The 25,168-nt window shown below is 65.3% G+C and carries 19 protein-coding genes; 7 read left to right on the plus strand and 12 right to left on the minus strand.

Annotated features, from left to right (window positions below):
* The first annotated feature begins 340 nt into the window (after positions 1 to 340).
* Together EWM57_RS21685 and EWM57_RS18670 are read left to right on the plus strand one after the other, a co-directional pair.
* Positions 341 to 571 (plus strand): hypothetical protein, encoded by a 231-nt coding sequence (locus EWM57_RS21685; RefSeq protein ID WP_242510021.1) that lies wholly within the window; start codon positions 341 to 343, stop codon positions 569 to 571.
* 11 nt (positions 572 to 582) lie between these two features.
* Entirely contained in the window at positions 583 to 2,100 is a 1,518-nt protein-coding gene (locus tag EWM57_RS18670) for a T9SS type A sorting domain-containing protein (RefSeq protein ID WP_165370576.1), read from the plus strand.
* Positions 2,101 to 2,186: 86 nt separating this feature from the next.
* Here the strand turns inward: EWM57_RS18670 and EWM57_RS18675 are convergent, their stop codons facing one another.
* From EWM57_RS18675 to EWM57_RS18685, 3 genes are all read right to left on the minus strand, one after another.
* Positions 2,187 to 3,434: an efflux RND transporter periplasmic adaptor subunit gene (locus EWM57_RS18675; RefSeq protein WP_129922829.1), complete on the minus strand. Its 1,248-nt coding sequence runs from the start codon at positions 3,432 to 3,434 to the stop codon at positions 2,187 to 2,189.
* Positions 3,435 to 3,692: 258 nt separating this feature from the next.
* The gene (locus tag EWM57_RS18680) at positions 3,693 to 3,890 is read right to left on the minus strand and encodes a PID-CTERM protein-sorting domain-containing protein (protein WP_129922830.1); all 198 of its coding nucleotides are present in this window, start codon (positions 3,888 to 3,890) and stop codon (positions 3,693 to 3,695) included.
* Positions 3,891 to 3,929: 39 nt separating this feature from the next.
* Positions 3,930 to 6,869 carry a kelch repeat-containing protein gene (locus tag EWM57_RS18685; RefSeq protein WP_129922831.1) on the minus strand — a complete coding sequence of 980 codons (2,940 nt, stop codon included), beginning with the start codon at positions 6,867 to 6,869 and terminating at the stop codon, positions 3,930 to 3,932.
* A gap of 282 nt (positions 6,870 to 7,151) precedes the next feature.
* Here EWM57_RS18685 and EWM57_RS18690 point away from each other — a divergent pair, with 282 nt between their 5' ends.
* Entirely contained in the window at positions 7,152 to 8,654 is a 1,503-nt protein-coding gene (locus EWM57_RS18690) for a nicotinate phosphoribosyltransferase (protein WP_129922832.1), read from the plus strand.
* A gap of 12 nt (positions 8,655 to 8,666) precedes the next feature.
* Here EWM57_RS18690 and EWM57_RS18695 read toward each other — a convergent pair whose 3' ends face one another.
* Positions 8,667 to 11,840 (minus strand): cyclic nucleotide-binding domain-containing protein, encoded by a 3,174-nt coding sequence (locus tag EWM57_RS18695; protein WP_129922833.1) that lies wholly within the window; start codon positions 11,838 to 11,840, stop codon positions 8,667 to 8,669.
* Between the two features lie 61 nt (positions 11,841 to 11,901).
* Positions 11,902 to 12,876 carry a YitT family protein gene (locus EWM57_RS18700; RefSeq protein ID WP_129922834.1) on the minus strand — a complete coding sequence of 325 codons (975 nt, stop codon included), beginning with the start codon at positions 12,874 to 12,876 and terminating at the stop codon, positions 11,902 to 11,904.
* A gap of 492 nt (positions 12,877 to 13,368) precedes the next feature.
* On the opposite strand from EWM57_RS18700, the gene EWM57_RS18705 reads away from it, so the two are divergent.
* The 4 genes from EWM57_RS18705 to EWM57_RS18720 all read left to right on the plus strand — a co-directional run bounded on the left by EWM57_RS18705 (position 13,369) and on the right by EWM57_RS18720 (position 17,323).
* On the plus strand, positions 13,369 to 13,950 hold the full coding sequence (locus EWM57_RS18705) for a hypothetical protein (protein ID WP_129922835.1): 582 nt from the start codon (positions 13,369 to 13,371) through the stop codon (positions 13,948 to 13,950).
* Between the two features lie 161 nt (positions 13,951 to 14,111).
* A complete protein-coding gene (locus EWM57_RS18710) occupies positions 14,112 to 14,684 on the plus strand; it encodes a hypothetical protein (protein WP_129922836.1) in 573 nt (190 codons plus the stop codon).
* A gap of 114 nt (positions 14,685 to 14,798) precedes the next feature.
* Complete coding sequence (locus tag EWM57_RS18715) at positions 14,799 to 16,955, plus strand: ATP-binding protein (protein WP_129922837.1); 2,157 nt, start codon at positions 14,799 to 14,801, stop codon at positions 16,953 to 16,955.
* A 152-nt stretch (positions 16,956 to 17,107) separates the two neighbouring features.
* Positions 17,108 to 17,323: a heavy-metal-associated domain-containing protein gene (locus tag EWM57_RS18720; protein WP_129922838.1), complete on the plus strand. Its 216-nt coding sequence runs from the start codon at positions 17,108 to 17,110 to the stop codon at positions 17,321 to 17,323.
* Between the two features lie 93 nt (positions 17,324 to 17,416).
* Here EWM57_RS18720 and EWM57_RS18725 read toward each other — a convergent pair whose 3' ends face one another.
* From EWM57_RS18725 to EWM57_RS18755, 7 genes are all read right to left on the minus strand, one after another.
* Complete coding sequence (locus EWM57_RS18725; RefSeq protein WP_129922839.1) at positions 17,417 to 18,532, minus strand: AIR synthase-related protein; 1,116 nt, start codon at positions 18,530 to 18,532, stop codon at positions 17,417 to 17,419.
* Positions 18,533 to 18,724: 192 nt separating this feature from the next.
* Entirely contained in the window at positions 18,725 to 20,236 is a 1,512-nt protein-coding gene (gene purF, locus EWM57_RS18730; protein WP_129922840.1) for an amidophosphoribosyltransferase, read from the minus strand.
* A gap of 1 nt (position 20,237) precedes the next feature.
* Positions 20,238 to 20,927 (minus strand): phosphoribosylglycinamide formyltransferase, encoded by a 690-nt coding sequence (gene purN / locus EWM57_RS18735; protein WP_242510143.1) that lies wholly within the window; start codon positions 20,925 to 20,927, stop codon positions 20,238 to 20,240.
* Positions 20,911 to 22,194 carry a phosphoribosylamine--glycine ligase gene (gene purD, locus EWM57_RS18740; RefSeq protein WP_207218354.1) on the minus strand — a complete coding sequence of 428 codons (1,284 nt, stop codon included), beginning with the start codon at positions 22,192 to 22,194 and terminating at the stop codon, positions 20,911 to 20,913. Before purD ends, purN begins: the two co-directional genes overlap by 17 nt.
* 25 nt (positions 22,195 to 22,219) lie before the next feature.
* Positions 22,220 to 22,603, minus strand: a complete 384-nt coding sequence (locus EWM57_RS18745) for a nuclear transport factor 2 family protein (protein ID WP_207218355.1) — start codon at positions 22,601 to 22,603, stop codon at positions 22,220 to 22,222.
* Positions 22,604 to 22,623: 20 nt separating this feature from the next.
* Positions 22,624 to 24,024 (minus strand): phosphoribosylaminoimidazolesuccinocarboxamide synthase, encoded by a 1,401-nt coding sequence (locus EWM57_RS18750; RefSeq protein WP_129922843.1) that lies wholly within the window; start codon positions 24,022 to 24,024, stop codon positions 22,624 to 22,626.
* An 83-nt stretch (positions 24,025 to 24,107) separates the two neighbouring features.
* Positions 24,108 to 25,168: phosphoribosylformylglycinamidine synthase subunit PurQ (locus EWM57_RS18755; protein ID WP_129922844.1), on the minus strand; the 1,061-nt coding region annotated here is incomplete at its 5' end.

Genomic DNA, 25,168 nt, shown 5'->3' on the forward strand with positions numbered 1-25,168 from the left:
AGCTGGCCCGCAGGGTGATCGGGGCGAAACCGGTTCTGTCGGCCCACAAGGCGCAACTGGCCCACAGGGTGAGCAAGGCGCTGTGGGCGCAACTGGCGCCCAAGGCCCAGCCGGCGCTAAAGGAGACCAAGGAATTCAGGGCGTAGCCGGGCCCGCAGGACCCACTGGCGCAACAGGCGCTAAAGGTGATCAAGGCGCTCAGGGCCTGACAGGGCCGGTTGGGCCTACCGGAGCTACGGGGGCTACTGGCACGACCGGACCGGCTGGTGCTACGGGCGCCACTGGGCCAGCTGGGCCAGCTGGGCCAGTAGCTGCCACGGTCAACCCCACGACAGTAGCGGTGAACGGCTCAACTGATTTAAACACGGCATTCAGCGTGGCCAATTACGTAACCCTGAAAGGAGGAAGCGCAACCACCGCTACGTTGCCGACGACCAACAATACGACCGGGCGTATCATTTACTTACGTAATGATACCGGTAGAGCCTTGACGCTCAACACTACCCTGACGCTGGCCATTGGTCAGACGCGCATGTTCATCTACGACGGCACCACTTGGGTTGCCATCTAATGCGCAGGACCATGAACCGATACTTTAACTACTTCGAACCGCCCAAGCTGCTGGCTCTGCTGGTGCTGTGCTGGGCGCTGGTTCCGCAGGCCGGCCGGGCGCAGGCCCTCTACAACGGCCCCGGCGGGGTGCTGACCATTGCCGACTCCCTGCGCTACCTGCGCGGCGACGTCGAAAATGCCGGGGAGCTGAGCCTGCTGACTGCCCAGGATCAGCCGCTCAGCCGCCTCTTCATCGACGAGGGCGACCTGCGTAATGCTCCTGGAGCCCGCTGGGACGCTGGCCGCAGCACCGTGGTGTTGCTGGGCCTAGGCACAGCGCCCCACGTGCTGAGCATGCACGGCGCGGCGCTGTTCAACCTGCGCCTCGATAATCCCGCGGGTACCACGCTCGAATCGGATGCCACGGTGCTCGGCACGCTCAAGCTGGCCGGCGGCAACCTGCTCACGGCCGAAAACGCTAGTCTGCGGCTGGGAGCCGCGGCCACCGTGCAGGGCGCCGCCGGGGGTCGCGAAGATGCGCAGCACTACGTAAAAGGCAGTTTGGTGCAGCAAAAGCAGGTCGGCGGCCCCTACCCCGTCGACTTCGGCAACGCGGGCTTCACCCTGAATCCGCAGGACCAGCTCCTAACCCTGACCGTCGAGCGGCGTACCGGCCTGAGCCAGCGCAATGTCTCTTTTGCCAGCTACCGGGAGTTTGCCGGCCGTCAGAGCATCGACCGGATCTGGCGCCTGAGCACGTCCACGGCCCAGAATCCGGCCGCGCCGGTGCTGCTCACGTTGGCCTGGCTGCCCGTCAACGACCACGGCCAGGACTTCGACGCCGGCCTAGCCCAGGTCTGGTCTTCCACCGATCAGGGCGTGAGCTGGGTGCGCGAAGGCCGGCCGCAGTACGCCGGGGCCCGGCAGGTTTCGGTCACGACCACCCGGCTGAATGCCTGGTACACGGTCAGCAGCACCAAGCCCGTCCTTCTCACGGCCGAGCAGCTGGTCTTCACCGCCGCCCCCCGGCAGCTGGACGCCATCCTGACCTGGAGTACGACCTCGAAGCCGGAAAATGGCTGGTTTGTCATCGAACGGTCGGCGGACGGACAGCGCTGGCAGGAAATCAGCCGGCAGCCGGTGGCGGGCCAGAGTTGGTCGCCGGCCGCCTCCACGGCCGTGGATAAGGATGCCGGCCGCCTGGCCGAAACCCTGCACTACCGCCTGCGTCAGCTCGGTACCGACGGCCAGGCCCGCTCCAGCAGCGTGCTGCAGGTGCGTTTTGCGGCCCGGCTGGAGTTTTCGCTCGAAGCCTACCCCGTGCCCATGCAGGACTACCTGACCCTGGATCTGAAAACGCCCGATGCCGGGCCGGTGCTGCTGGAGCTCTACGACGTCACTGGTCGGCCCGTGCTGAGCCAGCAGGCCACGGCGCCGGCCGGCAGCAGCCGCTACCAGCTGCTGGTGCGGGAGCTGCCCCTGGGCGTGTACACGCTCCGGGTCCGGCAGGGTACCCGCCTGCTGACCCGGTCGTTGCAGCGGTACTAGCTGTCCGGCTTTTCGGCACTACAAACTCAGCCCCGCTTCCAGCTCTGGAGGCGGGGCTGTTTGCGTTGGCAGCTCCCGGCCCCAGTCTATTCCTTGATCAGCAGCTCGGGGGTATCGGCGTAGTCCTTCAGGTCGCTGATGACCACTTCGTCGCCGGCCCGCAGCCCACTTAGCACCTGCACCCAGTCGAAGTTGCTGGCTCCAAAACGCACGACGTGGCGCCGAAGGGCATTGTCGTGCCGCACAAACACCGCCTGCTCCTTGCCGCCCTGGTAGAAAGGGCCGTTTTTGACCCGTAGCACCCCGTGCTCGGCCCGCGTAACTACAAACACGTCGGCGCGTAGGTTGGAGCGCAAAGCCGGGTGATGGTCGTCGTGCAGCCGAACGTAGAACGTGACCACGCCCTTGTCGACGGCCGGGCTGATGGTGCTGATGGTACCGCGCAGGTCGGTGCCGTTGAGGCGCACCACGGCCGCGTCGTTCAGGTGCAGGGCGTCGGCGTAGGTGTCGGAGATGGTGGCGCGCACCCGGAAGCTGCTCAGGTCGGCCACCCGGGCCAGCGGGTCGCCCTGGTGCACGGTGGCGCCCAGGTCCTCGTTCACCCAGGTCAGCACCCCGGGCTGCTGGCTGCTGATGGTGGCCTGCCGGAGCTTGTCGGCCAGCTCCGCAATGCTGCGGTCCTGAATCTGCATGGTAAAGCCCAGCTCGCGCACGTCGGCGGCGTTGGCGGCCCGCTGGTTGCGAATCTGCTCGCGCAGGCGCTCCAGCTCCAGCTGGGCCACTTTCAAATTCAGCTCGGCCTGGCGCACGCTCTCGGCCGTGCCGCCCCCGATGTTAAGCAGGTACTGCTCGTCGCGCAGGGTCGACTGCAGGCTGCGCACCTTCACCTGCTGCACCCGCTGCTGCGACTCCAGGTCGTTGAGGGCCTTTTCCAGGGTGAGGTGCAGCTGGGAAGTGCGGTTGCGGTTTTGCTGCTGCTCGTCCTGCAGCTTGGCCAGGGCGCTGGCCGTGAGCTCCTTGTCGAGCTCCAGGATGGTCTGCCCGGGGCGCAGCTTCTCCCCTACCTGCACCGCCACCCGCCGGACGGCACTTTGAATCGGGCTCGAAATAACGGCTTCGCGGCCGGGAATCACGACGCCGGCGGCCGTGAGCGAGGCTTCCACGTCGCCGACTTCCACCGGGGCCGTCAGCAGCAGCTCCCGGCTGATGTGGGGGCGCAGGGCGACGCGGAAAGCTAATACGCTCCCCACGACGAGGCCCAGCACTACGAGCACCAGCAGCCAGACCCGACGGCGGCGTTTGGCGTGGATATCGGCGGAAATGGCTCTGTCCATTTTTGTACAGCGGTAACGAAAGGTTTGCCGTAGTCAGCCAACGCCCGTGCCATTATTACAACATTCTTTCTATCAGTGTTTTATACACAAAATAAACAGGCTAGACTTTTACCAAATTGTCCGAAACCGGACAGAGTGTGCGGTCCTACCGTCCCCGTAAAACGACCAAAGCCGTCCGCAGTGCGAAGCACCACGAACGGCTTTGGTTATCTAGCGGGTGATGATTACAGAAGCAATTCTCTGGAATCCCACCCAGCCTTAGCGGCGGCGCAACCGGCGCAGCCCCAGGGCGAGGCCCCCGGCCAGCAGCAGGCTGGCCCCGCCGTCGACGGGAACATCGGTGACGGCGCCGGGGCGGGGGCCGCCGTTGCCGGGGCCCTGGGCCAATACCGGCAGCTGGGTGATACCCAACATCAGCAGAGAAAAGGAAAGACGAAGGATGATGGACTTGGCCATGCTAAAGGGAAATATCGTTTTCGTATCGATTGAATTGACTTAGCGCAGCACCAGCTTCCGGGTCAGGACGCCCGCGGCACTCCGCACCTGCAGCTGATAGACGCCCCGGGCCAGCTCAGCCACCGGCACCTGGGTGCGCAGCTCCCGACCCGCAATGACGGCCGTCTGCTGCCACACGGACTGGCCGAGGCTGTTGGTGAGCACCAGCTCGGCCGTCGTGCCCAGCACGCCGGTAGCCGCGACGGTCACGGGCGCGTTGGCGGCAGGGTTTGGATACAGCTGCAGCTCCCCGGCCCAGGCCGCGGCCTTGGTGGCCAGGGGCCGGGCCTCGTGCAGATGCAGCACAAAGCGGGCGGTGCTCAGGCCCTGGGAAAGCTGGGTTGCGTAGGCGCCCTGGCGCAGGTCGTGCCAGGTGCCGGTGAGCTTATCTTCGAGCCAGAGGGCTTCGCCGGCCGCGAAGTTCACCAGCTGGGCGGGGCTAAACTCGTAGGTGCCCGCCGCGGGGGCCTGCACGCCCAGCGCCAGGGCGCGCGGTATGCTACCGGCAGGCAGGCCCTGAATGGCCAGTCCCTGTGCGCCTTCCACCTGGTAGAGGCTGGGCTGGTCGCCGCCGTTGAGTTGCACTTTCAGCGCATCGAACTCCGAGTCGAAGCCGGGGGTGGCGCCGCTTTGCTCGTACACGTAGAAGTCGTCTTGCTGCCCGGCGGCAGTGGTACCAGCGCGCCGCAAGGCCAGCTGGAGCAAAGGCCGGGTTTCCGTCCGGGCCGGGCGGGCAAACGTGGGGTCAGTAAACGTGGTTTCGCGGGAGGCGTTGGTGAAGGCCACGCTGCCGCTGACGCCCACGGTGCTCACGCGCACGAAGAAGGCCTGGCCCATGGGCAGCACGTTGGAGCCCACGCCGTTGACGTAAGCCGCGTAGCCACCGTCGTAGCGGCCGGTGGAGCGGTACACGTAGGCCGCGGCATCGACGTTGGTGCGGCCTACCCGGTTCCAATCGATGGGCGCCGGGTAGGGGTTACCAATCAGCGCCCAGCCCCCGTCGGCCGTGGTGCGGGTGAGGCCGGCGCGGGTGAAGGGTCCGTTGTTGAGGCTGGTGCCGGTCAGCTCCAGGAAATTGCCGGCGGGCTCATTGATGGTAAAGCCCGCCGTCGGCACCAAAGTGCTGCCGACGGCGGGTGACTGCCAGCCCTGGTCGAAGCCCGTGGGGCCGGCTACCGCGCCCACCCGGCTCTGGTCGTAAGAGAATACCGTGGGATAGGGCGTCACCAGCCCGGGCTGGGCCGCCGAGTTATAGGCCGTATTGAGCTGGAGCGGACCGGCGGCCAGTGCCCCGGGCAGAATCGGGAAGATATTCAGGGTGTTGAACGTGCCCCCGCTCACGGCCGGCGCGAAGTGCCGGTAGCCGAAGTCCGCGTTGCTGGCCACGTCGATGTAGCGCTGCACCATAGTCGAGCCCGTAACGACCCCGCCGTTGTTGTAGACCATGCCCGAGCCCACGTTGTTGGACAGGATCAGAAACTGCTGGCCGTTGGTGGCCAGGTTGCCGTTCAGCGTCAGTAGGCGCTGAATTTCGGTGCGGCCGGTGAGCGTGGCACCGGCCGCGCCTACGGTCAGGTTGCGAAGCTGCATGGTGCTGCCCCCGCCCAGGCTCTGCGCGGCGGTGCCCGCCAGGGCCACGGTGGAGTTGCCGGCGGCATTGAAGGTACCGTCGTTGATCCAGTTGCCCGTCACGGTCAGCGTGCTGCCGTCGGTCAGGCTCAGCGAGGCTCCGCTGATGACCACCACGTTGGCGGCCGTGGCCGCTGTGCTGACCACCGGGTAGCGGGACAGCCCCGTGGGAATGATGGCGTTGTCGGTGGCGGTGGGCACGACGCCGCCCGCCCAGTTGGAACCCAGCGCCCAGGCCGTGGAGGTAGCGCCGGTCCAGGTGTACGTATTGCCGAGCGAGGCCCGGTACACCACCGACTGAAAGATGCCGTTGCAGCCGGCCAGGGTGTAGATGCTAGAACCCAGCGTCACGGCCTTGGTCTCGCCCAACTGCACCGGCAGGGACGTGTCGGTGGCCCAGGTGTCGGAGGCCGGCGTGTAGACGTACGCGGACTGGAAAAACGGCGCACTGTTGTTGCCGGTGTAGCCCTTGCCCCCAATCACGTAGATTTTACCATCCGAGCCCAGCGTGCAGCCAGCCTGAGCAATGGCCGTGGGCAACGCGGCAGCAGTAGCCCAGGTATCAGTAACCGGATTGTACACGTAGTGCGTAGTGCCGGCCGTGTAGCCATTGGTTGCGCCGCCTATCAAGTGAATCCGGCCACTGCCGTCGGTCACGACGGCGGCACCGAGCGTGGTGATGGGCAGCGGCGCCCCCGTGGTCCAGGTGTTGGCGGTCGGGTTGTAGATCTGGTTGCCGTACAGATTGTTTTCTCCGCCCAGCACGTAGATGCGGCCGTCGGTGCCGGTAGTGGCGCGGGCCTCCCAGACGGCAACGGGGATGGGGGCCAGGGTCGTCCAGACGTTGGTGGCGGGATTGTAACTGTAGCTGCTGCTGACCTTGTCGCTGCCGCTTACCCCGGAGAAGCTGTAAAGCAGGCCGTTATTGCCTACCGCGTGGGCGTGGCCGCGGAGCGCTTGGGGCAGCGGGGCACCGGCGCTCCAGGTGTTGGTGGCCGGGTTATAGATTTCCAGGCTGCTGATTTCACTGGCGCTGTAGCCGCCCCACACGTAGATTTTGCCGTTCAGGGCCGCGGCGGCGTGCTGCCCCCGGGCCTGGGCGAGGCTGGCGCCGACGTTCCAGGCCGACAGCGCCGCGGTGCGGGCCGCCAGGGCGCCGGGCAGGGCTGTGTTCAGGGCGCGGGCTGCCGCCGTCGGGCCGCCGGACGTGACGACCCCGTTTTGCGCCCGGAAGGCGGCCTGTTGGGCATGGGCGGCGGGTAGGGCGGCCTGCATCACGACAAGCGCCAGAGCGGGTAGGTGTCTTCTCATAAGTAGGAGTGTGATAAAAGTGGGAATGCCAGCAAATTGAATTTTTCGAATTTAGGATACAAGAATACAGGTATCGAGGTTAAATACAATCGTCTGACCGCGCCTTTTTCTTGCTGGCTCAGGTTTCGCCTCGCAAGTACCTGCTAGCTCCCGGGTTTGCTCGTTCGCACGGCTAGGTTGGCGGCTCTGCGCTGGCTGGTTTTCGCAGTTTTCTCCAACCTTTGGGACCTCCTCCGTATTTAGATACCGGCGCGCGGTGCGCCCCTCCGACCCTGCTCCCCCATGCCTAGCCTCAACCCGTCTGCCCCGCTGTCCGGCCTCTACGCCCCGTCTTTGTCCCTGGTCACCGACCTCTACCAGCTCACCATGGCCTACGGCTACTGGCAGCAGGGCATGCAGGACCGCGAAGCGGTGTTTCACCTCTACTTCCGCCGGGCACCGTTTCAGGGCGGCTACGCCGTGGCGGCCGGCCTGGCTCTGGCCGTCGACTGGCTGGAAAACTTCCGCTTTTCGGCCGAAGACCTCGACTATCTGGCCAGCTTGCAGGGGAGTAAGGGTACGCGCCTGTTTCCCCAGGAATTCCTGGAATATCTGCGGGACCTGAAGTTCAGCTGCGACATCGACGCCATCAGCGAGGGCACGGTGGTGTTTGGCAATGAGCCCCTGATTCGGGTGCAGGGGCCGCTGCTCCAGGCCCAGCTGCTCGAAACGGCCCTGCTCACCCTGGTCAACTTCCAGACCCTCATTGCCACCAAGGCCGCCCGCATCCGCGAGGCGGCCGGCCCCACGGATCAGGTGCTGGAGTTTGGCCTGCGCCGCGCCCAGGGCTTCGACGGCGGCATCGGGGCCAGCCGGGCGGCCTACCTGGGTGGAGTCGATGCTACCTCCAACGTGCTGGCCGGGCAGCTCTACGGCATCCCCGTCAAGGGTACCCACGCCCACAGCTGGGTGCAGGCCTTCGGCGACGAAGAAAAAGCCTTTGCCGCCTACGCCCAGGCTTTTCCCGACGACTCCGTGTTTCTGGTCGATACTTTCGACACGCTCGAAGGCGTGCGCCACGCCATCAGCGTGGCCCGGCAGATGCGCGCCGAGGGCCACGAGCTGGGCGGCATCCGCCTCGACTCCGGTGACCTGGCCTACCTCAGCCGCGAGGCCCGGGCGTTGCTCGACGAGGCCGGCTTTCCCAACACCCGCATCGTGGCCTCCAACGACCTGGAAGAAAACCTGATTACCAGCCTCAAAAGCCAGGGCGCCCGGATTGACACCTGGGGCATCGGCACCCAGCTCGTGACGGCCTACAACCAGGCCGCGCTGGGCGGCGTGTACAAGCTAGCCGCCCTGCGCCGGGAAGACGGCACCGACTGGGATTTCACCATCAAGCTCTCGGAGCAACTCGTCAAGACCAGTATTCCGGGCATTCTGCAGGTGCGCCGCTACCTTAACGACTACGGCAAGCCCCGCGCCGACATGCTCTACAACACGGCTCAACCCCTGCCCGAGAAGCTCACCCTGGTGGACCCCTCCGACTACACCCGCCGCCGCCCCGTGCGCCCCGAGGCCGAGTACCGGGAGCTGCTGGAGCCCGTGTTCCGGCAGGGCCGGCGGGTGCTGGAGCTGCCTACGCTGGCCGAAAGCCGGGCCCACGCCCAGCGCGAGGTGCAGAGCCTCGACCCCAGCATCCGCCGCTTCCTCAACCCGCACACCTACCCCGTGGGCCTGGAGCTCACCCTGCACGACTACCGCAACGAGCTGATTCTGGAGCACCGCCCCCAGCGCCCGGCGTAGGCGCGGCCTTGCTTACACCGACTGCGCCACGGCGTCGTCAGGGGTCAGGAGCATCTTCTCGTTTTGCCGGCGCAGGCGCTGGCACAGCTCCCGCATGATGCTGCGCATCACCTCGGCGCACTCTTCCGTCACGTCGTAGAAGTCCTCTTGGTCGATGCGAAAGGCGCGCACGGGCTTCAGGGCCACGGCCGAGGCGGAGCGGGGCTCGGCGTCGAGCAGGGCCAGTTCGCCGAAGAAGTCGCCCTTACCGAAGGTGGTCAGCAGCTGGCGCCGATTGAAGATGCCGACCTCGCCTTCGTAGATGATAAACAGTGAAGTGCCCAGCGTGCCCTTGGCAAAGATTTCCTCTTCCTGCCGGAAGGTTACTTCGTGCATGATGGGCACGATGGTTCCCAGCACGTTTTCGGGCGTTTGGGCAAACAGGGCGGTGCTTTTCAGAATGCGCACGCACTCCAGGAACGGCACGGGGGAATCGGTGGCTTGGTCGGGCATGGCGGGCAGCGCGGCTAAGGTGGGATACTGGATAAGGAGCTGGTCGTAGGCGGACGGCCGCTGCGTGGGCAGGCGGCGCAGCAACGCCACCGCGCTTTCCTGCACCAGCGGGTCCGAGGTTTGCAGGTGCGGATACAAATGCCCGACTGTGTCGGGCTCGGGCCGCCACTGCCGCAGAGCCACGCCCACCGTCCAGGCCGTGAAGGCGGCCGTACCCCGCCGGATGATGGTGGTCTGGATGGGCTCCGGCTGAATAGAAGGGCCCAGCAGGTCGTCGAAAATCTGTACCCGCTCCCGGAGCCGGCCCACGTCCAGCAGCGCCTGCAGGCCCAGGTAGAGGGGGCGGGGCATCAGCGTGTCGAGATTTTCCAGGGCCGTGGCCTGCCGCTCCCCGCTCGTGTGCACCAGGCTGCGCTGGGCCGCCAGCAGCGGGGCCCGCTCGTAGAGCTGCAGCAACAGCCCCAGCAGCCGCTGCTGACTGCGGCGCAGCTCGTAGCGCAACGCCGTGCGCAGCTCGGCATTCACCGCCATCATGCTGTGCACCAGGTGCTGGGCCAGACGCAGCTCTTCTTCCACCAAGTGCTGAAACATCGGGGCATCGGCGGGCGCGGTGGGCAGCATACTCAGGGCGCGCAACGCCGCGGCGCGGGCACTAAGGTTGGTATCCTGCACGAGCTGGAGCAGCAGTTCCCGGCTGGCGGGCGTGCCCAGGCGGGCGCACACCTGGGCCAGGTGGCGCACCAGCCGCTCGTCGGTTTCCCGGGTCAGCACTTCCCGCAGCAGCGGCAGGGTTGCGTCGCCCATACGCACCAAGCTATCCATGGCCCCCTTGCGGGTGGCCTGGCGGGACAGCAAACCCAGCAGCGGCCCCACCAGCACCTCGGGCGCCACGGCCCCGGAGGCTTTAGTGGCAGCCAGCACCAGGGCCGGATCGGAGCTGCGCAGGCCCCGCATTACGCAGTGCACCTGCTGCTCGGGTGCCAGAAAGCGGATCAGCTCCAGGGCCGTCAGGTGGTGCTGGGCGTCGGCCACCACGGCGGCCAGGCTGGCCTGGGCGTGGGTATCCGTTGGCACAGCCTCCAGCCGCCCCCGGATGGCGCCCTTGCGCACGACCATGTCGGGGTGGTCGAGCAGATCAGTGTTAACCGGGTGGCGGCCCGCCAGGCGGCTGGCCTGCTCCCGCACGCTGACGTCGGGGTCGTGCAGGGTCAGGTGGCGCAGCAGAGCCGGGCCAGCCTGCTCTCCCACGATGGTCAGGATGCGGCTGCGGACTTTGCTTTCCGGGTGGCGCAGCAGGGCTTCGGCGTGGCGCACCAGCGTGGCGGCATCGGCGCGGTGCAGGTGCAGCAGGGCGTGGAGGGAACCGGTTGACCGGGCCGGGGGGGCAGCGGCAGTTCCGGCCGGCCCCGCCCCGCGCAGGCCCAGCGTTGTTTTCAGCTCGGCCAAGTACTGCCGGTACGCGCCTTGCAGCAGCGCCGCTGCCAGCAGCAGGGCCCCGCCCATCCAGGCCAGCGGCAGCCAGGGCGCCCAGCCCGGGGCAGGGTACAGCAGCAGGCCGCCCAGGCCCAGGCCTACCGGCTCATACACGCTCCTGACGGTGGTGAACCCCCGCAGGCGGCGCAGGGGCGGTAAGGGTTGAAACAGTACCAGAAAAACCGGTTCGAACAACGTGCGCCGCGCCACTTCCAGGCCCAGGTACAGGCCCCCGAAGTACAGCATCTGCCCCCCGGCCCCTACCCCGGCCGCGCCCAGCGCCCCACCCAGCAGCACGCCGGCCAGGGCCCCCAGCGGCAACACCAGCAGCAGCCGGCGCCCGCCCAGCCGGATCGGGCCCCGATGGGCAACCAGCAGCTTTATACCCAGGGCCAACAGGTACGTCAGGGCCAGCACGCTGCCCACGTACTGCAACAGGTTGGCATACGGAGCCAGGTTGTCGTGGGCGCTGAGCAGAAACTGGTATTCCACGCCCGCCGCTGCTGCTGCCACGGCCGTCAGACTCAGGCCCAGCGCCAGCACTAACATCCGCCCCCGGGCTGGCGGCGAACCGGCAGCCCCCGCTTCGGGTGCCGGAGCAGCCACCGACTTGGCGGGTACGACCGGCACCTCAAACAGACGGCGCTGCACATAGAGGGCCAGCAGGTAGGTGGCAAAGGCCAGCAGTAGCAGGAGGTACAGGTCGTAGCGGACGTGCACGAACACGGCTAGTAGGGCTCCCAGAACCTTGGCGGGCAGGTCGCCGCCGCTGATGATGCCGAACAGGCGCTGCCCCTGCCGCGCACTGAACACGGCCGCGCCTTGGCTTCCAAACCCGAGAGTGGTGAGCAGGTAAATCAGCCGGTAGCCGGCCATGATGGCCACGGCCGCGGGCACCGAGGGACCCAGCAGCACCAGCACGCCCAGCACCGTGAGCAGCACCAGCGCGGCCAGCAGAGTGCGCACGGCCAGCCGTTGCAACGGCCAGTGCTGTTCCCCATAGGCATATAGCCGGCCCACGACCAGCATGGCCCCGGCCCCGAAGCAGTAGGCCTGGGGCAAGGTGCGCGCGGGCTGATGCTCCAGCAGCAGCACGTTGGCCACCACGTACACCAGGATGGTGCCGATGCCCACCAGGAATCCGTGCAGCCAGAAGAGCCCGACGGTTCGGGCCTCGCCCGCCCGCACGCCCCGTCCCCGATACCACGCGTCTGTGTTCATTGGAATCCTGCTTGTAAAGGCCCTGGGGGAGTGTAGCCCGGCGGCGAACTGTGGCCGCGGGTCAGTGCAGGGCCCGCTTCTTGATCAGGCCGCCGCGGGCGTCGCTCACGCTCTGCATCACGACGAAGGCCTGGGGGTCAATAGCGTGAATTTCCTTGACCAGGCTGATAACCTCAAGCCGGGTGATGACGGTAAAAATGGCTTCGATCTTGAGGTGCTGATGCCCGTGCGAGCCGAAGCCCTGGGTGCATTCATACACGGTGGCGCCCCGGTGCAGCTTGTCGGTGATGAGCTGCCGGATTTCGGTGCTGTGAAAAGAAATAATGGTCAGGCTGGTGTATTCCTCGATGCCGACCAGCACAAAGTCCACCGTGCGGGCCGCCGACAGGTACGCCAGAATCGAGTACAGCGCCGTCTCGACGGACAGCAGCCAGGCGGCCACCCCGAAGATGAGCACGTTGATAATCAGAATGATATCCCCAATCGAACCCGGCAGCTTGCGGCTGATGTACACGGCCAGAATCTCGGTGCCGTCGAGTACGCCGCCGCCGCGCATGGCCAGGCCCACCCCGGCCCCGAGGAAAAAGCCCCCGAAGACGGCAATCAGCAGCTTGTCTTGGGTTAGCGGGGGAAACGACACGACCAGCAGCGCCCCCGACAAGCACAGGATGGTAAGCAGGGTGCGCAGGGCAAAGGCGGGGCCGAGCTGGTAGTAGCCCAGAATGATGAAGGGAATGTTGATGACGATAATCAGCAACGACAGCGACATGCCCGAAAGCTGGCTGACCAGCAGGGAAATGCCCGTCACGCCCCCGTCGATAAACCCGTTGGGCAGCAGAAACCCCTTCAGGCCCAGGGCCGCCGAAAACACCCCGGCCAGCAGCAGCAGCAGCTGGAGCACCTTCTGGCGGATCTGGGCGGGCGTGAGGGTCAGCAGCCCACCGACGGGGCCAGCCGCTACCGCCCGGGGCCACCCCAGCGGCTGGGCCGGGCCGCTGGCCGGCACGGCTTCCGGCTTGATTCGTTCGAACAACATACCGCGGCAAAAACAGGGCGACCTCACCATTCACACGCCGGACAAGGCCTTGGGAGGCAGCCTGGGCGGCGGACGCAGCACAAACCCGACCGATAGCCGGGACCGGGGCACCGGGCAACTTGCTGCACCAGGAGCAAGTGGCGGCGCCGCTTGGGAAGCTGGTAACGGGGCGGCCATCGTCCTGCTTGCGGCGGATGGCCAGGTTTTGCTGCCTACCCCACCCAGAGCGAAAACCCTGCTTCCAGCCTATTCAAGCCCTAAATATACGAAATTGCAACCGAGATATTTTATATTTTTTATATAAAATATGCCACGTATAGCATTTTTACTTAAGATGAATCAGCTCTATGCTCAGTTGTACTGCCAGCATTCGGAAAATTATATATATTATATTTATTATTACCTTGATCCAACTGCTCAGCTTTCGGTAATCCGGGTAGGCGTAGAGCAGGAGCCGGGCCGTTGGCAACGATACATCTAACCATGGAAGGCATGAAACACCCCTATTGGATTGCGCTGAGCCTGCTCGGGCTGGTGGTTAGCACGGAAGGCTTGGCCCAGACGCTGCCCGCCGTTCGTCCGGCCCCGGAACCACCCTTGCAGTTTGCAGCCCAGAAAACGGTGCTGTATCCCATCCGCGACTCCACGAAGATGGCGGCGGCCGTGGCGTGGTACTCCTCTTTTTTCGCCCAGCAGCCCGTGACGGTCGGGCGCGACGGCCGTTACCCCTACGCCGTGTATTCGGTTGATGGTGTGGAGGTGCGCCTTGAAACCAACCCGCGGTTTTTGCAGCTCAAGGAGCCCGTCTTTTACTGGGTGCTGCCCACGCCCGCCGACGTGACCCGCAAGTACAACAGCCTGGATGCCAACCCCGACAATAAGTTTGAGCGGGGCCTGTTTCGGACCGTGCGCCAGCTCGAAGACCACAAGCCCGACGGCAGTCTGACCCTAACGGCTGGGGCGGCCGTCACCGAGGTGCGCGAATTTGTGGTGCTTGACCCGGCCGGCAACCAGGTAGGCGTCATCAACAACCCCATCTACCCGCCCACTACCACGCCCGACGAACACCGGTAACCAGCGCCAGCCAGGCAGCCGAAAACAGCCTTTCATCTATTATATACAATATTTTTTATTAACTTTATTACATTGCTAAGCTCGTCTTTAGCGGCCTTCCCCGGTACGACGCACAGCGTGGCGGGCGGTGGGTTGTCCACTTCTCCTTTCAGCTTTTAGCCATGAAAAACAACGTTGTGGCAGCTACCACGCTGCTTCTGGCCGGTACCGCCCTGCTCGTGAGCCGCCGTCGGCACAAGCACCCAAGGCATCACAACGGCTTGGCCGCAGCCACCAAGCGCCCGGGTACTCAGAAAGAGGTGGTGTACGTGGTCAAGGACCTGAAAGAGGCCATCGAGTGGTTTACCATCTTTTTCGCCACTGATCCGCAGAAGGTTGTCTGGGATGCGGACGACCCCTACGCCGAGTACCTAATAGACCAAGTGCTGGTGCGCCTGGCCACGGGCCCGAAGTTTCTGCGCCTCGACAAAAGCGTTTTCTACTGGGTGCTGCCCGGCCCCACGGACGTGGAAGCCAAATTCGACGAGCTCCGGGTGTTGAAAAACACCCGCATCGAGCATCGCCTGGACCGGGTGCAGGAAATCGGGCACCGCAAGGAAAAAGAATTCGAAGCCTGCCTGGACGAGAACCAAGCCAATGACCCACTGGTGAACGAGGTGCTGTCCTTTGTCGTCATCACCCCGGATGACAACCGCGTGGGCGTGGTCAACAACCCGATTTACCCGCCCAAATAGACTCGGCGCCGGCTTGACCTGCGCCAGGGAAAAGAAGCCCGCTGCCGGCCCTCAGGCCTGGGCGGCCCGCGGGAGCCGGCCCAGTCTCCGGCCCCGACCTTAGCGCCCCGCCCTATGAAAAGCCCTCGTGCGATATTGCTGCTACTGCTGCTGGCACTAAGTACGGGGACGGCCCTGGCCCAGAGCCGGGCCGCCGATAGTCTGCGCCGCCTGCTGAACACCGCCCGCCGCCCCGACACCACCCGGGTGCGCCGCCTGCACGCGCTGGTCACGGAGCTGGCCGCCACCGACGCCCCTCAGGCCCTGCGCCTGGGACGGGAGGCGCTGGGCCTGGCCCGGCAACTCCGCGACACGGCCGGCATCGGGCGGGGGCTGCTGTGGCTGAGTATTCTGCACCGGCGGGAGGCCCGCTACGACTCGGCCCGCTACTACACGCTGCTGGCCCGTCAGCTTTTCGCCCGCCGCCACGACCGGCGCCGGGAAGCCAAGGCCTGCCTGGAGCTGAGCCTTATTGACCAGCTGCAAAGCAACCCGGCTTCGGCCCTGGCTTGGGCCCTGCGCGGGCTGCCCCTGGCCGAGCAAAGCCAGGATCTGGCCGTGCAAACCCAGCTGCGCAGCACCATCGGGGGCATTTACTCCCAGATCGGGGATTACCCCAGCGCCCTGGCCATGCTGCAACAAGCCCTGCGCGACGGCCGCCGCCTGGGCGACCAGCAGGTGGTGGCGGCCACGCTGAGCAACCTGGCCTCGACTTACCAGATGCAGAAGAAGTGGCCCCAGGCCCTGTACTACTTTCAGCGGGCCGTGCAGGCCAGTCAGCGTATGGGCGACGTGAAGAACGAGACGACCAACGAAATCGGGCTGGCGGAGGTGTACGGGCAGCAGGGCGACCATACTCAGGCTCTGGAACACGGCTACCGGGCCCGAACCCTGGTGCGTACCAACCAGGACGAGTATAATCTGCCCGCCGTGCAGCTGATGCTGGCCCGTTCCTTTCTGCTCACCCAGCGCCCCGACAGCGCCGTGGCCTTGGCCCGCCAAGCCCTGCAGCTCAGCCAGCGCACCCGCAGCAACGGCAACATCGGCAACGCGGCCGACGTCCTGGCCCAGGCCTACGCCGCGCTGGGCAACTACCGGGCCGCCTACGAGCACCAGCGCCTGTACGCCGACTACCAGGACACGCTGGCCGGCGAGGCCACCCAGCGCAAAACCAGCGCCCTGCGCTACGGCTACGAGCTGGGCAAAAAGCAGAACCAGATTGCGCTGCTCAACAAAACCCGGCAACTGCAGGCCCAGCGCGGGGCCCGCCAGCGCCAGCAGCTCTACGGCCTGCTCGCCGGCCTGGTCGGGGCCCTGCTGGTGGCGGCCCTGCTGTGGCGCAACGTGTACAATAAGCAGCGCGCCAACCGGGACCTCAACGAGAAAAACGAGCAGATTGCCCGCCAGCGCGACGACCTGACCCGGGCCCTGACCGGCCTGCGCGAGGCCCAGACCCGCCTGATTCAGCGCGAGAAGATGGCCAGCCTGGGCGAGCTGACGGCCGGTATTGCCCACGAAATTCAGAACCCGCTCAACTTCGTCAACAACTTCTCCGAGGTGAGCGTGGAGCTGGTGGAGGAGTTTATGGACGGGCCCTGGCAGCGGCTGCCCGAGGCCGAAAAAGCCTACGCCACCGAACTGCTCGACAGCCTGACCCAGAACCTGCAGAAAATCACCCACCACGGCCACCGCGCCGATAGCATCGTGAAGGGCATGCTGCAGCACTCCCACGCCAGCACCGGCGAGCGGGTTCTGACTGACCTCAACGCCCTGGTGGCCGAGCACCTGCCGTTGGCTTACCAAAGTTTCCGGGCCAAGAACAAGGACTTCAACGCCACGCTCACGCCCGACTTCGACAGCCGGGTGCAGCAGGTAAACCTCGTGCCCCAGGACATTGGCCGGGTACTGATAAACCTGTTCAACAACGCTTTCTACGCCCTGCAGCAGCGCCAGCTCACCGGCCCCGCCGATTACGTGCCCGAGCTGGTGGTGCACACCAAGCGGCAACGCAACCAGGTTCAGATTCGGGTGCAGGACAACGGCATCGGCATGGACGAGGAAATCCAGCAGAAGGTGTTCCAGCCGTTTTTCACCACCAAGCCCACCGGCGAAGGCACCGGTTTGGGCCTCTCGCTCAGCTACGACATCGTGGTGAAGGGGCACGGCGGCACGCTCAGCGTGGCCAGCCAGCCGGGCCAGGGCACCGAGGTAGTCATCAGCCTGCCGGTTTAGCGGCGGGGCCAAAATCTGCACTTGCCCGCGGAAAGCCTGTACGTTTTTGCGGGCCCGGGCCGGCTACTTTTGTAGGCTATCCGTTGTTAAGGTCGTAGGGTATCCTCGCGGGCCTTTCCAGCGGGCCGCGTCACCCCAGCACTTTACCAGCCATGCCGACTCTTCAGTTCAAAACCAGCATCAACTGCGCCAACTGCCTGCGCGCCGTCACGCCCTTCCTCGACGCCGAAGCCAGCGTTGAAAAGTGGAGCGTGGATACCAGCAACCCCAATAAGATCCTGACCGTGGAAGGCGCCAACCCCATTCCCGAGCTCATCATGAAGTCCGTAGCCCAGGCCGGCTTCGATATTGAGCCGCTGGCGGCGTAGTTTCAGTAGCGCATAGCGTGTAAAAAGGCCCGACGCATACCTGCGTCGGGCCTTTTTACTTCAGGCTTCGAACGAACCTTGCCGCGCCAAGAACTACTCGTAGCGCAGCTCCCCCGCGCCTACCGTGAGCCGGACGCCGGGCTCGGCGGTGATGCGGCCGGCTACCCGGGCGTCGTAGCCGTCGGCCTGCAGGTGGGCGGCCACGGCGTCGGCGTGGTCTTCGTCGGTGACGAGCAGCATGCCGTTGCCCATATTCCAGTAGAGGTAGGCCTCAGTGGGGCTGATACTGGCCAGCTCGGCGAGCTGCTGCATGGCGGGCAGAGGCTCAAACAGGTTGGTCAGCTCGGCCCCCACGCCGCTTTTGAGTACCCGCTTGAAGTTGTCGGCAATGCCGCCCCCGGTGATGTGGGCGGCGGCAAACAGCGGCAGGCCCGCGTCGAGCACCCGGGCCACGCCGGGCGAGTAGATGAGCGAGGGCGCCAGCATAACTTCGCCCCAGGTCGGGCCCATTTCGGCGGCATCGGGGCCGGTGTAGGGTGCGTGGTGCCAGGCTTCGCCGAAGGCTTTGGTGAGGGCGCGGCGGGCCAGAGAATAGCCGTTGGAGCGAAACGAGGGCGACCGAAGCGCCACCACGGCCTGCCCGGCCCGCACGTTGGCTCCGCTCAGGGGACGCTCCAGGCTGGGATGCAATACGCCCACGGCCGTCGAGCACCAGTTGAAGTTCATCCGGGCCCCGGGGTAGCCGCCGATGCGGTTGCCGAGCTCAGCAATTTCCCCGCCCGTCACGGCAATCTGGCTGAACTGGGCCGCGTCGTGCAGGCCCCGCATGAGCTCGTCGACCACCGTGTAGTCGAGCGTGTTCACGTCGATGATATTTGACAGGTTGGTCGGCACGAAGCCCGCCACCGCCAGGTCGTCGGCCACCATGGCAATCAGGTCGTAGCCCAGCGTGTCGTAGCGGTCCAGACGCTCGGCCACCTCAATCTTGGTTCCGATGCCGTCGGAGCCGATGCCGAGCCGCTCGGCCCCGAACCGGATTTCGTTGGAGAAGCCCCCGGCCAGGTCCTGGGCGGGCTCTCCGGGCTTGCCGGCCCGGGTCGAGAAGGTTTTCTGCGCCCACTGGTAGGCGTTGCGGGAGGCGGCATTGCCTTCCTCGATGGAATAGCCGGCGGTTTCTTTGCGGGTAGTTTCGGCGGAGGTCTGACTCATGACAAGCTATGTAAGCTAGAAGCTATTCTGGTTCCCCTCCTCAGATGAGGAGGGGTTAGGGGCGGTTGAAACGGCAGAACGATACTAAGGCTAGTGCTAAAAGTCGGGCAACGAGTGAACCACCCCGCCCTTCGGGCACCCCTCCTTGAAGGAAGGAGGGGAACTGGGTTTCTAGCTCGTGCTGCTTTATCGTTAATGCTCGGTCGGTTCGGGGGCTTTGGCGCTGACGGAGGGAATAACCGGGCCGCCGCCTTTCTTGGCTTTGTCGCGGTGGCTGGCGCGCTCCTCCTGGATGTGGCCCAGGTACTTGGTCACGTCGCCGGTCGGGTATTTCCCGGTGAAACAGGCAAAGCAACTGCCCCCGTGCCCGCGCTCCGCGGCAAACAAGTCCTGCAAATCCTCGACCGACTGGTAAATCACCCGGTCGGCACCGATGTAAGCGCAGATTTCCTCCTCGGTGTGGTTGGCCGCAATCAGGTCGGTGCTCATGGCCATGTCGATGCCGTAGATGCAAGGCGACACGATGGGCGGAGCGCTGCTGATGAAGTACACCTCGGCGGCCCCGGCCTCGCGCAGGATGCGCACAATGCGCCGGGAGGTGGTGCCCCGCACGATGCTGTCGTCGACGACGGCCACTTTCTTGCCTTCCACAAACTCGCGGATGGGGTTGAGCTTTTTCTTCACAATGTCCTCCCGGCCGGCCTGGCTGCTCACGATAAAGGAGCGGCCCATGTGGTTGTTCTTCACCAACGCCCGCCGGTAGGGCACGCCGATGGCCTCGGCCAGCCCGGACGCCGAGAAGTAGCCCGACGACGGCACGTCAATCACCATATCGGGCTGAATGCCCGACTCGATAACCTTGCGGGCCAGCATCTTACCCAGGCGCACCCGCTCCCGGGCCACCAGCCGGCCGTGGATGTTGGAGTCTTCGCGGGCAAAGTAGATGTGCTCGAACACGCAGAACGCCTTGGGCAGCTGCTGGGGGTTCTTGTAGTGGACCTGGAAGTCTTTGTCGATGAACACGGCCTGGCCCGGGCCCACGTTTTCGATGAACTCGAAGCCCAAATAGTCGAAGCAGGTGCTTTCCGAGGCAAAGGCGTAGATCGGACCCCGGTCGGTGTCGCGGCGGCCCAGGGCCAGGGGCCGGATGCCCAGCGGGTCGTTGAAGGCCAGCAACCCGTAGCCGGCAATGACGGTGATGGTAGCGTAGGCGCCTTTCACCAGCTCCTGGGTGGTTTCCACGGCGTCGAAGATGTCGACCACCGAAATCCGGTCAAGGTCCTTCAGGCGCAGCTCCGAGGCGAAGGTGTACATGATGAGCTCCAGGTCGTTGCTGGTCTTGGGCAGCACGTGGTACTTCTCGTGCAGGCGCTTGGCGACCTGCCGGAAGTTGATGACGTTGCCGTTGTGCACCATCGAGAGGCCAAACGGGTAGCTGGTGGTAAAGGGCTGGGCCAGTTCGGAGTCGCCGGAGCCCTGGGTGGTGTAGCGGGCGTGGCCGATGCCGATGTTGCCGGTGAGCTTCTTGAGCTGCTTGGGCCGGAACACGTCCGAAATCAGGCCGTTGCCCTTGCAGAGGTGGAAGTTGTCGTCGAAGGTGGCAATGCCGGCCGCATCCTGCCCGCGGTGCTGCAGGGCGGTGAGGCCAAACACGATGTCGTGGGCAACATCATCGGGGCCGTAAAAACCTACTATTCCGCACATGTCAGTTGAGAGTTGCCAGTTGCCCGTGGTCGGGCCGCTGCGGTGGGGTGGTTGAATCGAGAGCAGCGGGGGCTCCCGCCAAGGTTGGTAAGTCCCCCCGCAGCAGGCGGGCCAGGGTTTCGGCGTAAAGCTGGTGTTCCACGGCCAGGCCCCGGCGCTCCACTTCGGCCAGGGTGTCGGCCCCGCGCAAATCCACGGACTGCTGGGCCAGGACGGGGCCGGTGTCGAGGCCTTCGTCGACGAGGTGGACGGTGATTTTGGTTTCCGGCAGCCGATTATTGAAGGCCCACTCGTAGGCGTGCAGGCCCTGGTGGAGGTGGGTGTCGGCGGGGTGAATGTTGAGAATGCGCCCGGCAAAAGCCCGCACAAACGTCGGCGACAACACCCGCATGTAGCCCGCCAGCACGATGTAATCGGGGACGTAGCCAGTCAGGATGCTCACCACTTCCGCGTCGTACTCGGCCCGCTTGCGGCCCTGGCTGTCCAGGCAGTCGATGGGGCAGCCCAGGGCCATGGCCGTGTCGAGGCCGGGCGCGTCGGGCTTGTTGCTGAACACGACGGCTACCTCGGCCAGGCCGTGCAGCCCGCCGCGTTGCACGGCCTGCACCAGGGCCACCATATTGGAGCCCCGGCCCGAGAGCAGAATGGCCAGGCGGGCGGGGCGGGCGCTATGACTACCAGTTGCCGGCAAGGGTAGGTTCCGGCCGTTGGCCGATGTCGGTTCGAAGGTAAACATCCTGAAATTTAACACTTTCCGCCTCCCGGTACACGTGCGCCACGGCTTCTTCCAGGTCTTCGCCGCTGCCGACGAGCACCAGCACCCGGCCGCCGGCGGTGACCAGCTCGCCCGCGGCCGTACGGCGGGTGGCGCCGTGGAAAGCCAGGATGCTGGGGTGAAGCTGGTCGAGGCCGGTGATGGGGAAGCCGGTCGGAAACTGGGCGGCGGGGTAGCCGCCCGAGGCCAGCACCACGCCCACGTAGGTCCCGCGCCGCTGCCGCACCACGGTTTGCTGGAGCTTGCCGTCGAGGGTGGCTTCGATGAGCTCCAGCAAACTACTTTCCAGGGCCGGCAGGAGCACTTCGGCTTCGGGGTCGCCGAGGCGGACGTTGTACTCGAGCAGCTTGGGGCCCTGGGGCGTGAGCATGATGCCGAAGTACAGAAACCCGCGGAAGCTGAACTGCTCGTGTTGCAGCCCCCGCAGCGTGGGGTCGATGATGTCGGTGCGGATGGCGGCCAGCACGTTGTCGTCGCAGAACGGCACGGGGCAGTAGGCGCCCATGCCGCCGGTGTTGGGGCCCAGGTCGCCGGCCAGCAGCTGCTTGTGGTCCTGGGAGGGGGCCAGCAGGCGGATGCGGTTGCCGTCCGTGACACCGATAATGCTGATTTCGGGGCCGCTGAGCTTTTCTTCGAGCAGAAAGCTGAACCAGCCGGTGTGCTCGGCCTGCAAGTCGGTCAGAGCCTGTTCGGCCTCGGCTACCGACGAGCACACGTACACGCCCTTGCCCGCGGCCAGGCCGTCGTATTTCACCACCACCTGCCCGTGCAGCTCAGCGGCTTTGGCCCGGGCCTCCCCGATTTGGTCGCTGCGGTACTGCCACGACTGGGCCGTGGCCACGCCGTGCCGGCGCATGAAGCTTTTGCTCCACACCTTGGAGCTTTCCAGCACGGCCCCGGCCCGGTCGGGTCCGAACACGCGGATGGCGGAGCCGGCAAAGAAATCGACGACGCCCGCGGCCAGCGGCGCCTCGGGTCCGACCACAATCAGCTGCACGCCGTGGGCTTCGCAAAACTGCCGGATGGCCGGGAAGTCGGTGGCGCTGATGTCGGGATGGGAGTTCGGGATGCCGCCGTTGCCGGGCAGCACGTGCACGGTGGCCCCATCCCGGGTCAGCTTCCAGGCCATGGCATGTTCGCGGGCCCCGCCGCCGAGCAGGACTATAGGTTGAGGTCTGATCAAGGGAAGAGAAGCTTGAAACGTGGTCTTAACTGAGGTCATCGATGGCACTAATCTGCCCGTCGGCAAAGCGGAAAACCGACTTGCCCCGCAGGTGCAGCGGTTCGCCGGCCTTCAGGCCGTTGGGCAGGTCCTGCGCGGCCACGGCGGAGTAGTCGATGTCGACTTCCACCTGGTCGGGCCCCGACTGCCAGCGGGTGATGCGCTGCTGCCGCCGGGAAAAATACGGCAGGGCTTGCTCGGCCTGCCGGCGAAAGGCCTCCTTGCCGGTGGTAGTCAGATTGACCTGGCCGCCGGAGAGGTTACGGAACACCACCTGCTCGTGCAGGGGCCGGAGCATGCCGGCTACGTCGAAGCCGTTGTAGGCCTCGACGTAGCTTTCCACGAGTTGTTGTTGCTGGGCAGCGTCCACGCGTTTGGCTCAGTTTTGTTTTACAGCACCCGCAGCTCGGCGTCGGCGGCGCGCAGCTTGGCTTTGGTGGCCTTAATTTCCTGGCTCAGCTGCTCGCGCAGGCGAGGCAGGTTCAGGGCGCGCACGGCGGCCTGAGCGGCATTGTCGGGGCGCACCACGGTCAGGTTGGGCGTGGCCGAGGGCATAATCACCGACGAGTTCAGATTGGCCGTCAGCTCGGCGAAATCCTTCCAGGGCGGGCAGCTGATGACGGGCACGTTCACGTTGGCCGCCAGCGCCCCGCCCAAGCCGTTGGAGAGGCCCGCTACGGCAATAATGACGCCGGGCTCCACCGAGTTGTTCCACACCTCGGCCATGCCGGTAATGGCCTCGCCGTTTTTGTGGGCCGAGGTCACGCGCAGCTGGGTGAAGATGTTGTAGCCCTCGAAGAAGGAGCGGATTTTCTGGCAATGCTCCTTGTCGGCCGGGGAGCCCATCACGATGTTGACCCAGGCGTCCTGCATGATGCCAGCCCGCACGAGGTTGCCCACGAGGCGGGTGCGCACGTCGCCGCCGGTGGTGGTTTCGTCGCCGGTGGGCAGCGGGGCGCCGGTGATGCGCGCAAAGATGTCGAGGTAGCGGCGGCTGGCTTCCTGGGCCACTTCGGCGGGGAGGGTGCGGCGGTACTGCCCGTTTTCTTTGTTCTGCAGCAGCCACTGGCGCACGTACTCCTTGTCCATCTGCTCCACGGCCTCGGGGTTCTTGGCGTAGTCTTCGGCGCTCCAGAACCGCGACGAGTCGGGCGTGTGGATTTCGTCGATCAGGATCAGTTCCCCGTCCAGCAGGCCGAATTCGTACTTGGTATCCACCAGGATAATGCCCCGCTCGGCCATCCACTGGGAGGCGAAGTTGAACAGCTCCAGGGACTTGACCCGCATCTTTTCGTAGAGTTCCGCCGACACCCAACCCTCACTGACCAGATTCTCCGGGGTGATTTCGCGGTCCGACTCTTCCTTGGTCGTCGGCGTCACGATGGGCTCGGGAAACTGCTGGTGCTTGGTCAGGCCGTCGGTGACCGTGACGCCCGAGAAGGTGCGCTGGCCTTTCTGGTAGCCGCGCAGCATCGAGCCGGTGATGTAGTTGCGCACAATCATCTCCACCCGGATCGGCTCGGCCTCCTGGGCCAGCGTCACGTTGGGGTCGAGCAGGCTGATGACGTGGTTGGGAATGATGTGGCGGGTTTTGTCGAACCAGAAGGCGGCCAGCCCGTTGAGCACCGCGCCCTTGTGGGCCACGGGCGTTTCCAGCACCGAGTCGAAGGCCGACAGTCGGTCGGTGACAACAATGAGCCGCTCGCCGGAAGGCGCACGGTACGAGTCCCGGACTTTGCCGCGGTGCAGAAGTTCGAGCTGGGGAGTAGCGAAGTGGTTGAGCGTGTTCATTGGGTCTAAGCTTTTCAGGTCGTGTGGGTGAGTAGCCTCACCCCCGGCCCCCTCTCCAGGGGGAGAGGGGGAGCCAGGGATTATTAATTTTTTATGGAATGCAGAAGCAGAGCCGCACTGATTTTTTGTAGCACCGTGGGCAGATGATGGAGTACCTGACCGTTGGTGAATCGCAGCACATGGTAGCCTACCCCTTCCAGTTCGTAAGTGCGGCCGGTATCGTATTTGGCTTGTCCGGCCTCGTCGTGCACTTCTCCATCCACTTCCACAATCAGGTTGTGCTGAGTGCAGATAAAGTCCACGATGAAGCGTCCAATGACGTGCTGCCGACGGAATTTGGCATCGTTCAGCTGCCGGTTTCGTAACGCTTGCCACAAAGCGTCTTCCGCCGGAGTAGATTCTCGCCGCATCTGCCCGCTAAACGTCTTCAACCGCTCATACCACAGCTTTTTATCCGCCGTCAGTCGAGGCCGACTACCAATTTCCTGTTGAGCTTCTCCAGCGGCGGCCCTTCCGTCAGGCTCCCCCTCTCCCCCCGGAGAGGGGGTCGGGGGGTGAGGCAACGACGCCACGTGCTCCACAATGTTGCGAAACAGCTTTAGCCCGTCGCCTTCCTCGGAAATCGACGGCGTGGCACGCTTGCGCCGGGCCCAGTCGGGGTGGTTGTAGAGCGAGAGAAACGCCTCGGGGTGGGGCATCAGCCCGAATACCTGGCCGGTGGGGTCGGTCAGGCCGGCGCAGTTCAAGGCGGCACCGTTGGGGTTGTGCGGGTACACGTCGGTGGGCGAACCGTCGAAATCGGCGTAGCTCAAGCAGTTCAGGCCCTGCTCTTCGATGGCGGCCAGCGTGGCGGCATCTTTGATGATAAGACGACCTTCGCCGTGGCGCACGGGCACTTCCAGCGTGTCGAGGCCCTTGAGGAAGGGCGAGTTGGACTCGGGGTTGACCTTGAGCGTCACCCAACGGTCCTCGTAACGGCCCGAGGCGTTGTGGGTCAGGGTCACTTCCGGGGTCACGGCCCCGCTCAGGTTGGGCAGCAAGCCCAGCTTGACCAGCACCTGAAAGCCGTTGCAGATGCCCAGCACAAACTTGCCGTTGGCAATAAAGTCCTTGATATCATCCAGCAGGGTGCGGCCCGCGGCGT

This window comes from Hymenobacter persicinus, assembly GCF_004167665.1.
In the GTDB taxonomy this organism is placed as follows: Bacteria; Bacteroidota; Bacteroidia; order Cytophagales; family Hymenobacteraceae; genus Hymenobacter; species Hymenobacter persicinus.